The sequence below is a fragment of the Streptomyces apocyni genome (genome assembly GCF_009739465.1).
GTDB classification, from domain to species: domain Bacteria; phylum Actinomycetota; class Actinomycetes; order Streptomycetales; family Streptomycetaceae; genus Streptomyces; species Streptomyces apocyni.
On sequence record NZ_WHOM01000050.1, the window covers coordinates 42,556 to 55,393 of the forward strand.

The window sequence follows — 12,838 nt, forward strand, 5'->3', positions numbered from 1 at the left end:
TACGGGCGGGGGCTTGAGCCGAGGTCGAACCACCCCATGGCCGGATCACACCGTGCGAGACCTCCGGTCCAGCTCACCTCAGGCGTTTCTCCAGTTCCCGCGTCCAGCGTGCCGTCGGCCAGGGAGAGGAGGAACCACCGATGACAGCACCAGCTGAACAACCAGGACCTGGGCCCCTGGACGGACTGAAGGTCGTGGAACTCGCCGCGATCGGACCCGCCCCCTTCGCGTGCATGATGTTCGCTGACCTCGGTGCGGACGTGCTGCGTATCGACCGCGCCGACGGCCGGCGTTCCTTCGCGGACTGGCACCGGGTGCTGGACCGTGGCCGCCGCTCGGTGGCGCTCGACCTGAAGGATCCGGCCGACGTCACCGAGCTGTTGCGGATCGTGGATGGCGCCGACGTCCTGGTCGAGGGGTTCAGGCCCGGTGTGGCGGAACGGCTCGGCATCGGGCCCGAGGAATGCCTGCGGGGCAATCCCGGTCTGGTCTACGCCCGGATGACGGGCTGGGGCCAGCACGGGCCGCTGGCCCAGACCCCCGGACACGACATCAACTACCTCGCGCTGACCGGCGCGTTGTACGCGATAGGCGAGGCGGGCGGGCCACCCGTCCCGCCGGTCAACCTGCTCGGCGACTTCGCGGGCGGCGCCATGTTCCTGGTCTGCGGCGTGCTGGCGGCCCTGCACGAACGACGGCAGACCGGCCACGGTCAGGTCGTCGACGCGGCGATCGTGGACGGTACGGGCGCCATGCTCGGGATGCTCCTTGGCATGGCCGAGACCGGCCGCTGGCGGCATGAGCGGGGCGCGAACCTGCTGGACGGCGGGGCACCGTTCTACCGCTGCTACGCCTGCTCCGACGGCGGGTACGTGGCGGTGGGGGCGCTGGAGGACCGGTTCTACGCCGCGCTCCTCAAGGGGCTCGGGCTCGACGCCGGGCGCCTTCCCGACCGTACTGACCCGGCCAACTGGCCGCTGCTCTCCCAGCTGTTCGCCGACCGTTTCGCCCGCCACGAACGTGACTGGTGGGAGCGGGTGTTCGACGGTACGGAGGCGTGTGTGACCCCGGTCCTCAGCCTCCCCGAAGCCGCGGCACATCCCCACCACCGGACACGGGGAAGCGGACCCGGCACACCCGCGCCCCGCTTCAGCGGGACTCCACCGGAATTCCACCGACCATCAGCATCATACGAACTGAATACCCCTGCCCGTCCCGTCGTGTCCTGATTCTCCAGGGAACGTCCCTGATACCCCCAAGTAACCACAGCATCAGAGAGGTATCTCATGGCTATTTCGTCCGAGCCGGCTCCGTCCACCGAGACGGAGGTGCAAGAGTTGAAGACGGCAGCTGACACGTCCGTCGACGGGGCGTCGGTCGACCCCAAGCGCTGGGCAGCTCTGCTGGTGTTGCTGGTCGCCGCGTTCATGGACCTGCTGGACGGCACCATCGCCAACGTCGCGGCGCCCTCCATGCAGCGGGAACTCGGCGCGGGCTACTCGGCGATCCAGTGGATTCTGGTCGGCTATCAGCTCGCCTTCGCCCTCCTGCTGATCCTCGGTGGCAGGCTCGGTGACATCTTCGGCCGCAAGAAGGTCTTCCTGCTGGGCGTCGCGGGGTTCACCCTCACCTCGCTGACGGCCGGTATCGCCCAGGAGCCATGGCAGTTGGTGGTCTCCAGGGTGCTGCAGGGCGCCTTCGCCGGTGTCATGGTTCCCCAGGTGCTGTCGATCATCCACGTCACCTTCAGCAAGAAGGAACGCGGCACGGCCTTCGCGCTGCACGGCCTGGTGGGCGGTCTCGCCGCCACCCTCGGGCTCGCCATCGGCGGTCTGCTGGTCCAGTGGAACCTGTTCGACCTCAGCTGGCGGACCATCTTCCTGATCAACGTACCGATCGGCATCCTCGGTCTGATCTACGGCTCCAAGGTGATCACCGAGTCCAAGGCGCCGCAGGCGCTCAGGCTGGACACCATCGGTGTCGTCCTGGCGACGGTCGGCCTGGTCATGCTGGTCTACCCGCTGCTCCAGGGCCGCGAACTGGGCTGGCCCACCTGGGGCTATGTGTCCATGGTCCTGTCGCTGCCGGTCCTGGTCCTGTTCGTGATGTGGCAGCGGCGTAAGACCGGCAAGGACGGCTCGCCGCTCGTCGAGCTCGGCCTGTTCCGTACCCGGAGCTTCTCCTCCGGTCTCGGGGTCAACCTGATCTTCTACGTTGGTATGGGCATGTTCACCATCGGGTGGACGCTGTACATGCAGATCGGCCAGGGCTGGTCCCCGATGCGCGCCGGTCTCACCAGCCTGCCGTTCTGTGTCGGTGCCTTCCTCACCGCCACCACGTCGGTGATGATCCTGGTGCCCAAGTTCGGCCGTAAGGCGATGCAGGTCGGTGCCCTGGTGCTGATCGCGGGTCTGGGCCTGTACATCTGGGTGGCCGGGGAGAAGGGTGCCGACGTCACCACCTGGCACATCGCCGGACCGCTGTTCCTGATCGGTCTCGGCTTCGGTACGGTCGCCACGCCGCTGCCGCTGATCGTGACGTCCGAGGTGCCGCACAAGGACGCGGGCTCCGCTTCGGGCTTGGTCAACACCAACACTCAGCTCGGGTTCGCCATCGGCGGCGCCCTGGTCAGTGTGGTCTTCTTCGGCGGCCTGGTGGGTCACACCGGCGCCAGCGTGGACGACCAGGCACCGCGGCTGCGCCAGGAGCTGGTCGCCAGCGCCGGGGTCACGCCCGGTGAGGCCGACTCCATCACCCAGGCGTACCGGGACTGTGCCACGGAACGGGCGGGCCAGAAGGATGTGGCCGAGGTGCCGCCGAGCTGTGCCACACCTCAGCTGACGGACGAACGGGTCGCCCCGATCCTGGCCAAGCACGGGGAGGAGACGACCGGTGTGTCCTTCGCCGCCAGCTTCCAGACCCTGCTGACGGTGTTCATCGGGATCACCGTGGTGGTCTTCTTCGTGATGTTCGCGATGCCGCAGCGACTGCGGCAGGAGGACCCGGAGGAGGACTCCTCCGACTCGGGCGAGGCCACACCGGCGTCTGCCTGAGGCAGCGGGCGCGCAGGGCCGGACGGCAGCCGCCGTCCGGCCCTGCGCGTACCGTTAGTTGAGCGGCTGCGCGAGCTGTACGTCGTAGGTCTCCGCACCGTCCGCCGCGAACCGCAGCAGCGCTTCGCCACCGGAGAGCAGCGCGGTCGCGTCCCGCTTCCGTAGTCGCGCGAACGGGGTAAGCAGCAGCGTCGCGGCCTTCCGCCGCTGGGTGACCTTCCAGGTGCCCTGGACGAAGCCGTCCACCAGGAACATGCCGGGGATCTGCCCGTTCTTGGTGAAGACCGCCTTGCGCCCCGCGTCGCTGATCACCCGTGAGCGCTCCGCGTGGGACAGCGTGAGGTTGTCGAACTCGGCCACGAAGCGCGGCGTCACGGGCGTGTCCGGGTCGGGGCGCGGCGCGTCCGGCAGGTCGAACAGCTCCACGCCCCGCTCGTCCCGGCCGACCAGTAGCCGGGGGCGCAGCGGCTCGGTGACCTCCCGTAGGTGGGTCAGCCCCGACCAGGCCTGTACGTCCCTCACCGACGCGGGCCCGAACGCGGCCAGATAGCGCAGCACCATGGCCTCCAGCGAGGCGGCGGCGAGCGGCGCGCCGAGCCAGCTCTCGGCGGTCGCGTACGTCGCCTGCCCGGCCCGGTCCCACAGGCCGCGCGGCGGGATCTGCACCAGGGCCTGCCGGGTCCGCACCACACCCGCCAGTACGGAGGGGTCCAGGCCCGGCCACCGCTCACCCAGCGCCCGCCCCAGCGCGGCCCCGGTGAGCGGCCGCTCCTCCAGCAGCGCCCGGCCCGCGTCGATGACCGTGTCCGCGCTGAGCCCGTCCAGCCGCTTCCCGTACTGGGTGAGCGCCAGCCGGTCGAACAGAGGCCGCAGCAGGGGGTGCAGCCCCCGGCAGTCGCGGGCGCTGACCAGATGCACCGTGCCGCGCATCAGGGTGAGCCGTACGGCCTCCCGCGACGTCAGCAGCTCCGCCAGCTCCTCGTGCCGGAAGTCGGCCAGCCGGGTCCACAGCCCCACGTAAGGGGCCTTGGGCGACTGCGCCTGCATCCCGACCAGGTGCTCCAGCACCTCCAGAGCGGACATCTTGTGCCGCTCCAGCAGGAGTTGGCGCTCAAGCAGGGCGCGGTTGAGCGAGCGCCGGTCGAATAGGGGTCCGGGGTGCCGGTCGGTGGACGGGTTGGCCATAGGGGCGGTACCTCCGAGAGCGTGGGTGTCCTCCCGCAGTGTGCCGAACTCCGCTCAAAGCGTCCTCGAGCAGATCCGGCCACCGCGTTCGCCGCGCGCCCTCGACCAGGGCTCCAGCCCGCCCCCATCGGGGCGCTAGGCGGCGCCCTGACGGTGACCGGACCAGCCGGGGTGGTGGACCACCACCGGTCCAGGCAGCGGAGACGAGGGAGGGGCGATGGCTGAGCAGGGGTTGCAGCTCTACGACACGACCCTGCGCGACGGCACCCAGCAGAAGGGCATGGTGCTGACGGTCGACGACAAACTCGCTGTCGCACGTCACCTGGACGCCCTCGGAGTCACCTTCATCGAAGGAGGCTGGCCGGGAGCCGTTCCTCGGGACACCGAGTTCTTCCGCCGGGCCCGCAGGGAACTCGACCTGAAACACGCCCAGTTGGCCGCGTTCGGCGCCACCCGCAAGGCCGCCACGCCGGTGCTGGTGGACGCGCAGGTGCGGGCGCTCCTGGAGGCGGAGAGCCCGGTGGTGACGCTGGTCGCCAAGAGCGACCCCCGGCACGTCTCCCGGGCCCTGCGCACCACGCTCGCCGAGAACCTGGCGATGGTCAGCAGTACCGTGCGGCATCTGGTGCGGGCCGGACGGCGGGTGTTCGTGGACGCCGAGCACTACTTCGACGGCTATCTGGACAACCGGGAGTACGCCCTGGAGGTGGTGCGCACCGCCGCCGAGGCCGGGGCCGAGGCCGTGGTCCTGTGCGACACCAACGGCGGCTCGCTGCCGGACGGGATCCGCGACATCGTGGCCGACACCCTCGCCATGACCGGCGCGGCGGTCGGCATCCACTGCCACGACGACTCCGGCTGCGCGGTGGCCAACACCATGGCCGCCGTGGACGCCGGGGCCATCCAGGTCCAGGGCACCGCGCACGGCTATGGTGAACGCTGCGGCAACGCCAACCTGTTCACCGTCATCGCCAACCTCGTACTCAAGCGGGGCCGTGAGGTCATCCCGCCGGAGAACCTGCGGCTGATGGCGGCGGCCGGTACCGCCATCGCCGAGCTGACCCAGCTCACCCCGCCACCCGGCGCCCCGTACGTCGGGGAGGGGGCCTTCACCCACAAGGCGGGCCTGCACGCCTCGGCCCTGCGGGTCGAGCCCGACCTGTACCAGCACATCGACCCGGGCAGGGTGGGCAACGCCATGCGCACCCTTGTCTCCGACATGGGTGGGCGGTCCTCCATCGAGCTCAAGGCCCGCGAGCTGGGCTACGACATCGAGGCGGGCTCGCCCGAGGTGGCGCGAACCGCCGCCCGGATCAAGGAACTGGAGAGCCAGGGCTACAGCTTCGAGTCCGCCGACGCGTCCTTCGCGCTGCTGCTGCGCGAGGAACTGACCGGGGACGGATCGCAGTTGCCGCCGTTCGACGTGGACTCCTGGCGCGTCTCGGTCTCCGGTGCGCACGTCGGCCAGGCGTCCGCCGAGGCGTCGGTGCGGCTGCGGGTCGACGGAGTGCCGCTGGGCGCCACCTGCCGGGCCAGCACCCCCGTACACGCCCTGGACACGGCCCTGCAGAAGGCGCTCGTCCCGTTCTTCGCCGACCTCGCCCGGCTGGAGCTGGTGGACTACGCGGTCCGCGTGCTCAGCGGCGGCGGCGCGGGGACCACCACCCGGGTGCGGGTCACCTACCGGGACGGTGACCGCGAGTGGAGCACGGTCGGCGTCGGCGAGAACGAGGGCACCGCCGCCTGGCACGCCCTGCTCGACGCGATCCGCTACGCCCTGCTCCCCGTGCCGGAACCCAGCCGCGGCGGCGGCCTGACCCTGGCCGCCGTACGAGCCTGGTCCACCCGCGCGGCGTGACCGCCCCCACCTGACAGGCCCGACCTGACCGCCCATCCCAGAACCCGTGGAGTCGCTGTGCGTGTGGAAGGAATCTACCTACGGGGGACCTCCGTACGGCTCCCCGCCGTACTGCCGCTCGCCGAAGCGGTGGCCTCCGGCGCCTGCACCCAGCGGGTGGCCACCGGGACCGGCCTGGAGTCGGTCGCGTACTCGCCCGACGAGTCAGCCGCCGAGATGGCGGCGAAGGCCGCCGTGGGTGCCCTGCGGCAGTCGGGCAGCGACCCCGACGACATCGAGCTGCTGCTGCACGCCGACACGTACCACCAGGGCCAGGACCTGTGGCCGGTGGCCTCGTACATCCAGCGGGAGTCGCTCGGCAACGGCTGCCCGGCCATCGAGATCCGGCAGATGTCCAACGGCGGACTGGCCGCCATGGACCTGGCCACCGCCTACCTGACGGCGGGCGAGAACCGCCGCGACGCGCTCCTGACCACCGCGGACCGGTTCTGCGAACCCGGCATCGACCGCTGGCTCACCGACCCCGGCACGCCCTACGCGGACGGCGCCACCGCCCTGGTGCTGTCCCGCCGCGGCGGCTGGGCCAGGCTGCTGTCCATCGCCCTGCACGCGGACCCCGACCTGGAACCCCTGCACCGCGGCGACGACCCGTTCACCAAAGCCCCGTTCAGCCATCGCGTCCCGGTCGACTTCGAGGAGGCCAAGCGCGCCTTCATCGGCCGGGTCGGCATGTCGTACGCCATCACCCGGGCGCACAACGGCCAGCAGACCGTACTCAAACAGGCGTTGGCCGAGGCCGGGTCCGAACTGTCCGACGCGGCCTGGGTGGTGCTGCCGCACTTCGGCCGCCGCCGTCTGGAGTCGATCTACTACAAGCCGTTCGGCATCGATCCGGCCCGCACCACCTGGGAGTTCAGCCGCACCGTCGGACACCTGGGCGCGGGCGACCAGTTCGCGAGCCTGGACTATCTGATGACGTCAGGACTGGCCAAGCCCGGCGACCGCTGTGTGCTCGTCAGCGTCGGGGCCGGATACAGCTGGGGTTGCGCCGTACTGGAAATCCTCGACCAGCCCCGTTCCACCCATGCTCCATCGACGCTCTAGCCCTCCTCTGTCAATCTGTTGTCCAGCCGTCGCGTACGGCCGCACTCGAAGGGAAGGTCCGCCGTGGCGCCGAACGCTACGCCCGACACCTCCGCTCCCCATGTCACGGAGCACGCCATCACCGTGGCCGCACCGCCCGCCGCCGTCTACGACCTGGTGGCGGACGTCTCCGGCTGGCCCCAGGTGTTCGGGCCCACCGTCCATGTCGAGGTGCTGGAAGAAGCCCCCGAGAGCGGCGGCGAACAGCTGCTGCGCATCTGGGCCATGGCCAACGAACAGGTCCGCACCTGGACCTCACGGCGCGTCCTGGACCCCGCGAGCCACACCATCACCTTCCGCCAGGTGGTGTCCGCGGCCCCGGTCGCCTCGATGGGCGGCGAGTGGCGCATCGAGGAGCACGACGACGGCCGTACGCGGGTGACCCTGCTGCACGACTACCGCGCCATCGACGACGACCCGGCCGCCGAGCAACTGATCGAGCAGGCCGTGGACCGCAACAGCCGAGCCGAGCTGACGGCCCTGAAGAACGCCGCCGAACTGAGTAGGTCCCGTGAAGAAGTCCACTTCACCTTCAGCGACTCCGAGACCATCGCCGGAGCGGCGGGCGACGTCTACGCCTTTCTGGACCGCGCGGACCTCTGGCCCGAGCGGCTCCCGCATGTGGCCCGCCTCGACCTCACCGAGGACGAGCAGGGGATTCAGCACATGGACATGGACACCCGCAGCCCGGACGGCTCCACCCACAACACCACATCGGTACGGGTCTGCTTCCCAGACCGCCAGTCGATCGTCTACAAGCAGCTCAGGGTCCCGGTCGCGATGAGCGTGCACACCGGCCGCTGGGTCATCGAGCCGCAGCAGGACGGCACCGTACGCGCCACCTCCTGGCACACCGTCGTGCTGGACCCGGAGGGCGTGCACACCGCGCTCGGCCCGCAGGCCACCCTCGCCGAGGCGCGGGACCTGGTCCGCAAGGCCCTGGGCACCAACAGCTCCACCACGCTGCGATACGCCAAGGAGTACGCGGAGGGCCTGCATGCCGGATCGTGACCTGGGCGGCCCCGTCACCGTCGTCAACCGCTTCACGGTGACGGGCGACACCAGCGAGTTCGAGCGGGAGTTCCGCGAGCACAGCCAGTTCCTGCGGCAGCGCCCCGGCTTTGACTTCCTGGTGACGGTCCGGCTGGTCGACGCGCCCCAGGTGTATGTGCACCTGGGGCACTGGAAGTGCCTGCGCGGCTTCCTGGACACCGTCCACGACGACGTCTTCCTGCGGCACGTACGCAGACTCGGGCCGCTGGTGGAGACCGAGGCGGACCAGGCGGTGAGCGTCGGCCGGGTGCTGCGCGAGAACGCCGAGGTCGGTGTCCCGAACGTCGTCCTCACCTGGGCCGATGTCTCGGACGACTGGCGGGAGTTCGAGCGCCGCTTCGCCGAGCTCGACTACCAGTGCGACCGTCTGGAGGGCTTCGGCGGCAGCGACCTGCTGCGCTCGACGGTGCAGCCGCTCACCTACACCGGGGTGCAGTGGTGGCGTACCGCCGAGGACTGCGAGCGCGCGCTACGCAGCCGGGGTTACCGCAACGGCTACCGCGCGCTCTCCGGCATCGCGAAGATCACCACCGAGCGGACCCGGCACATCGCCTACGAACGCGTGATCGCCTGAAGCGTTTCTGAACGCGCGAGCGCCGGAAGCGCACCCCAGCGCACCTCACCCCCCACCTGAACCCCACGAGACGACACCCGCCCCGCATCCGCAGTGCTCCACCGCGCCATGAGCCGAGGACCACACGTCCTCGGCTCACTCGCGTTCCGGCCCCAAGCCCAGCTCAAGCAGGCAGGACCACCCTGCGCATATGGCGGATGAGACAAGCATCACCGTGTTACGCGGCCACCCCGACGAAGCGGAACTCGCGGCGGTGACCGTCGTGCTCCTTGCCTTGCTGCGCCGCAGCGGCGAGCCGGAGCGAGACGTGCTGGCGTCCTATGCCGGCTGGACCGTCAAGGGTGGGGGCTACCGCCCTTCGGCGGCCTGGTCGGGTCAGTGACCGGCCGGCGGACGACAGCGGCCCACCGCACGGGGCGGCGGGACGCACGACTTGGGAGGGGGAGGCGATGAGCGGGTACCAGACCTTCACCGAACTGATCAGGGCCAGGGCCGCCGAGTCACCCGACCGGGACGCTCTGGTGCTGCTCGGCGAGCACGACGGCCAGCTACGGCCGGAGAGGGTCACCTACGCGGAACTCGACCGCTCAGCCCGCGCGGTAGCGGGCCGGCTACGGCGGCATGTGCCTCCGGGGGAACGGGTGCTGATCCTGCACACGTCCCGGCGGCAGTTCGCCATCGGCTTCCTGGCCTGCCTGTACGCCGGAGCCGTCGCCGTACCCGTGGCGCCACCGGACGGGCGGGGCCACCACGACGGCCGGGTCGCGGGCATCGTCAAGGACGCCGCCGCGTCCTGTGTGCTCACCTCGGCCGCCGAAGCCGCCGAAGTGACCCAGCTGCTCGCCCGTACGGGCTATGAGCAGGTCGTCTGCCTGCTGACCGACGCGCCGGACATCGCCCACGAGGCGGAGCACTGGACCCCGCCGGACCCGGACGGGGACGCGACTGCCTTCCTCCAGTACACCTCGGGCTCCACCAGGGACCCCCGCGGTGTAGTGGTCACGCAGCGCAATCTGCTCGCCAACCACCAGGCGATCAGCCAGGCGTTCGGCACCCGCCCCGGCGCCCGGATCGGCGGCTGGCTGCCGCTGCACCACGACATGGGCCTGATCGGGCAGTTGCTGCACGCCCTGTGGCTCGGTGGCACCGCCGTACTGCTCTCGCCTTCGGCGTTCGTCCGCAAGCCGGTGCGCTGGCTGGAGGCCGTCTCGACGTATCGGCTGTCCGTCAGCGGCGCACCCGACTTCGCGTACGAGCTGTGCGTGCGCAGAGTGAACGACGCGCAGATCGCCAAGCTGGACCTGTCCTGCTGGGAGGTCGCGGTCGACGGCGGTGAGCCGGTACGCGCCGAGACGCTGCGGGCCTTCGCCGAGCGGTTCGCCCCGGCCGGGCTGCGCCCCGAGGCCCTGGTCGCCTGCTACGGGCTGGCCGAGGCCACCCTGCTGGTCACCGGCTCCGGCGCCGAACCGGCCCTGCCGCAGCCCACCGTGGACATCGCCGCCCTGGAATCGGGCGTCCTGCGCGACGCCGCGCCCTATGAGCTGGGCCGCGAACTGCCGCACAGCGGCTCCCCGGCCGCGGGCGAGCTGCGGATCGTCGACCCGGACACCTGCGAGGAGCTCAAAGACGGCCGGATCGGCGAGATCTGGGTGCGCGGCGACTCCGTGGCCCGCGGCTACTGGGCCCGCCCAGCGGAGACCGCGGCGACCTTCGACGGGCATATCGTCGGCGGCGAGGGCGGCTATCTGCGCACCGGCGACCTCGGGGCGCTGCGCGAGGGGCGGCTCCATGTGACCGGCCGGATCAAGGACATGATCGTGGTCGCCGGGCGCAACCTGTACCCACAGGACCTGGAACGGACCGTCCAGCAGGTGAGCGCGCTGTTCGGCTCGGGTACGGCCTTCGCGGTACCCGGAGAACGCGAGCGGATCGTCGTCGTCCAGGAGCTGCGCGCCCGCAGCCGGTACGACATCAACCTGGACGAACTCAGCACCGTAGTCCAGAAACGACTCAGCGAGGAGTACGAGGTGAGCACCGGCGGAGTACTGCTGGTCCGGCCAGGAACCGTGCGCAGGACCTCCAGCGGGAAGGTGCAACGCGCCGCCATGCGGCAGCTGTTCCTCCGTGGCGAGCTCAAACCCCTGCACCAGCGCATCGACCCCGAGGTCGAACTGCTGCTCGCGACCTGGAGCGGGCGATGAGGGAGCCACGCGCACGCATCGACGCCCTGGAGCACGCCTTCGGGCCACTGGAGGACCCGGACAACCCGCTGGGTATCAAGGCCCTGCTCGCCGCGGACGCCGCGGGCGAAGTGCTGCCGGGCGCCGAACGGGTGCTGGACCAAGAGGAGTTCAACGCCGAGTTCGTTCCCGCCGAACACGGGGGGCGCCTGGAGCGGATGGACGTCCTGGGCCGGGTGCTGCGTCCCGCCTTCCGCAGGGACGCCTCACTCGGATTCGGCTACGGGCTCAACTGCTTCTTCGCCGCGGTGCCGGTGTGGACCGGCGGCGACCTCGACCAACGCGAACTGGCCGCCCGGCTGCTGCTGAACGGCGAGCGCATCGCGGTCGCCCGGCACGAGGTCGCGCACGGCAACGCCTTCGTGCGCGACGAGTTCACCGCCCGCCCCGAACCGGGCGGCGGGCTGCGCCTCGCGGGCAGCAAGACCGCCATCGCCAACGCGTCCCGCGCCCGCGGCCTGGTCGTCTTCGCCAGGACCGGCGAGGTCAGCGGCCGCAGCCACACCGTCCTGCTGCTCGACCGGGCCGAACTGCCCCCCGGTCAGGTCGAGGACCTCAGACGGCACACCACCAACGGCATGCGCAGCGCCGAGTTCGGCGGGCTGCGGATCACCGACTGCCCGGTGCCGGACAGCGCCGTGATCAGCGGCATCGGGGACGGCTACGGCCTGTCGCTGCGGGCCTCGCTGGTGATCCGAGGGCTCATCCCCTCCATCGTGCTGGCCGGTGCCGACACCGCGCTGCGCACCGTGACCCGGTTCGCGGTGCGCCGCCGCGACGACGGCAGGTCCTCGCTGGACGTCCAGCACGTACGGGACGTCCTCACCGGGGCCTTCCTGGACCTGCTGCTCAGTGACTGCCTCGCGCTGGTGGCGACCCGCGCCCTGCATCTGCTGCCGAAGCAGATGAGCGCGTACGCGGCGGCCGCGGCCTATCTCGCGCCGAAGATCGTCGCGGAGGCGATGGACGAGATGTCGGCGGTCCTCGGCGAGGAGTCCTTCGCCGAGGACGGCACGTACGGGATGTTCCAGAAGCAGCTGCGTGACCTGCCGGTCACCTCGCTGGGGCACGCGGGCAGCGCGGGGCGCCAGGTCAGCATCCTGCCGCAGCTCCCGTACTTCGCCAAGAACGCCTGGTTCGCCGACGACGAGCCACCCGCCGGGCTGTTCCACCCGCACGGCGACCTGCCGCCGCTCGACCTGTCCCGTCCCGCCCTGCTCGGCGACGGCGACCCGCTGGTGGCGACCCTGGTGGCCTGCGCCGACCAGCTGGCCTTCGGGGACCCCCCGGCGGGCAACGCCGAGGCGGGCGCCACCCTGAGCCGGCTGACCCACGCGTTCACCGGTGAACTCGACGAGCTGCGCCGGGTGTTCGCCGCGGTGCCGGACGGCGACCGTAAGGCGCTGTCCAGCCCGCACCACTTCGGCCTCGCCGACCGCTACACCCTGGTGCTGGCCGCCGCCGCGTGCCTGGGGGTCTGGCGCGAGCAGCAGACGGTCGCGGAGCCGGACGACCCGTCGGGCGCCTTCCTGGCCGACCCCTCCTGGGTGGCCGCCGCGCTGTACCGCCTGGCCCGCCGCCTGGGCCTCGCCCTGCCGGACCGCCCCACCGGCTGTGAGCAGCGGGTACTCGCCGAGGTCCTGACCCGGTTGCGCGGCCGCCGCAGCTACGACCTCTACGGCTCCACCGTCGCCTGACACCGGCTCTGCGGGGCCAACGGGGGCCACCAAAG

General features: G+C 71.2%; 10 protein-coding genes. 9 read left to right on the forward strand and 1 reads right to left on the reverse strand.

What is annotated here, in order from left to right:
* Nucleotides 1–140 precede the first annotated feature (140 nt).
* Both GCN81_RS12705 and GCN81_RS12710 read left to right on the forward strand, forming a co-directional pair.
* Nucleotides 141–1,229: a CaiB/BaiF CoA transferase family protein gene (locus tag GCN81_RS12705; protein ID WP_156724668.1), complete on the forward strand. Its 1,089-nt coding sequence runs from the start codon at nucleotides 141–143 to the stop codon at nucleotides 1,227–1,229.
* Nucleotides 1,230–1,337: 108 nt separating this feature from the next.
* A complete protein-coding gene (locus GCN81_RS12710) occupies nucleotides 1,338–3,053 on the forward strand; it encodes an MFS transporter (RefSeq protein WP_197287598.1) in 1,716 nt (571 codons plus the stop codon).
* Between the two features lie 54 nt (nucleotides 3,054–3,107).
* On the opposite strand, the gene GCN81_RS12715 is transcribed toward GCN81_RS12710, so the two are convergent.
* Nucleotides 3,108–4,238: a winged helix DNA-binding domain-containing protein gene (locus GCN81_RS12715; protein ID WP_156724670.1), complete on the reverse strand. Its 1,131-nt coding sequence runs from the start codon at nucleotides 4,236–4,238 to the stop codon at nucleotides 3,108–3,110.
* 217 nt (nucleotides 4,239–4,455) lie between these two features.
* On the opposite strand from GCN81_RS12715, the gene cimA reads away from it, so the two are divergent.
* The 7 genes from cimA to GCN81_RS12750 all read left to right on the forward strand — a co-directional run bounded on the left by cimA (nucleotide 4,456) and on the right by GCN81_RS12750 (nucleotide 12,803).
* Nucleotides 4,456–6,096 carry a citramalate synthase gene (gene cimA / locus GCN81_RS12720; RefSeq protein ID WP_156724671.1) on the forward strand — a complete coding sequence of 547 codons (1,641 nt, stop codon included), beginning with the start codon at nucleotides 4,456–4,458 and terminating at the stop codon, nucleotides 6,094–6,096.
* A 57-nt stretch (nucleotides 6,097–6,153) separates the two neighbouring features.
* Nucleotides 6,154–7,200 carry a ketoacyl-ACP synthase III family protein gene (locus GCN81_RS12725; protein ID WP_156724672.1) on the forward strand — a complete coding sequence of 349 codons (1,047 nt, stop codon included), beginning with the start codon at nucleotides 6,154–6,156 and terminating at the stop codon, nucleotides 7,198–7,200.
* A gap of 63 nt (nucleotides 7,201–7,263) precedes the next feature.
* Nucleotides 7,264–8,250: an aromatase/cyclase gene (locus GCN81_RS12730; protein WP_156724673.1), complete on the forward strand. Its 987-nt coding sequence runs from the start codon at nucleotides 7,264–7,266 to the stop codon at nucleotides 8,248–8,250.
* Nucleotides 8,237–8,866 (forward strand): antibiotic biosynthesis monooxygenase family protein, encoded by a 630-nt coding sequence (locus GCN81_RS12735; protein ID WP_156724674.1) that lies wholly within the window; start codon nucleotides 8,237–8,239, stop codon nucleotides 8,864–8,866. The genes GCN81_RS12730 and GCN81_RS12735 overlap by 14 nt, the downstream gene beginning before the upstream one ends.
* A gap of 190 nt (nucleotides 8,867–9,056) precedes the next feature.
* Nucleotides 9,057–9,248, forward strand: coding sequence for an acyl-CoA carboxylase subunit epsilon (locus tag GCN81_RS12740; RefSeq protein WP_156724675.1), 192 nt, complete (start codon nucleotides 9,057–9,059; stop codon nucleotides 9,246–9,248).
* 67 nt (nucleotides 9,249–9,315) lie between these two features.
* On the forward strand, nucleotides 9,316–11,067 hold the full coding sequence (locus tag GCN81_RS12745) for a fatty acyl-AMP ligase (protein ID WP_156724676.1): 1,752 nt from the start codon (nucleotides 9,316–9,318) through the stop codon (nucleotides 11,065–11,067).
* Nucleotides 11,064–12,803 (forward strand): acyl-CoA dehydrogenase family protein, encoded by a 1,740-nt coding sequence (locus GCN81_RS12750; protein WP_156724677.1) that lies wholly within the window; start codon nucleotides 11,064–11,066, stop codon nucleotides 12,801–12,803. The genes GCN81_RS12745 and GCN81_RS12750 overlap by 4 nt, the downstream gene beginning before the upstream one ends.
* The last annotated feature ends 35 nt before the right edge of the window (nucleotides 12,804–12,838 follow it).

What these genes read in the sequence shown, in the direction of transcription:
- cimA (WP_156724671.1), top strand. Translation starts at nt 4,456, where the DNA reads ATGGCTGAGCAGGGGTTGCAGCTCTACGACACGACCCTGCGCGACGGC.
- GCN81_RS12750 (WP_156724677.1), top strand. Translation starts at nt 11,064, where the DNA reads ATGAGGGAGCCACGCGCACGCATCGACGCCCTGGAGCACGCCTTCGGG.
- GCN81_RS12705 (WP_156724668.1), top strand. Translation starts at nt 141, where the DNA reads ATGACAGCACCAGCTGAACAACCAGGACCTGGGCCCCTGGACGGACTG.
- GCN81_RS12745 (WP_156724676.1), top strand. Translation starts at nt 9,316, where the DNA reads ATGAGCGGGTACCAGACCTTCACCGAACTGATCAGGGCCAGGGCCGCC.
- GCN81_RS12735 (WP_156724674.1), top strand. Translation starts at nt 8,237, where the DNA reads ATGCCGGATCGTGACCTGGGCGGCCCCGTCACCGTCGTCAACCGCTTC.
- GCN81_RS12715 (WP_156724670.1), bottom strand. Translation starts at nt 4,238, where the DNA reads ATGGCCAACCCGTCCACCGACCGGCACCCCGGACCCCTATTCGACCGG.
- GCN81_RS12740 (WP_156724675.1), top strand. Translation starts at nt 9,057, where the DNA reads ATGGCGGATGAGACAAGCATCACCGTGTTACGCGGCCACCCCGACGAA.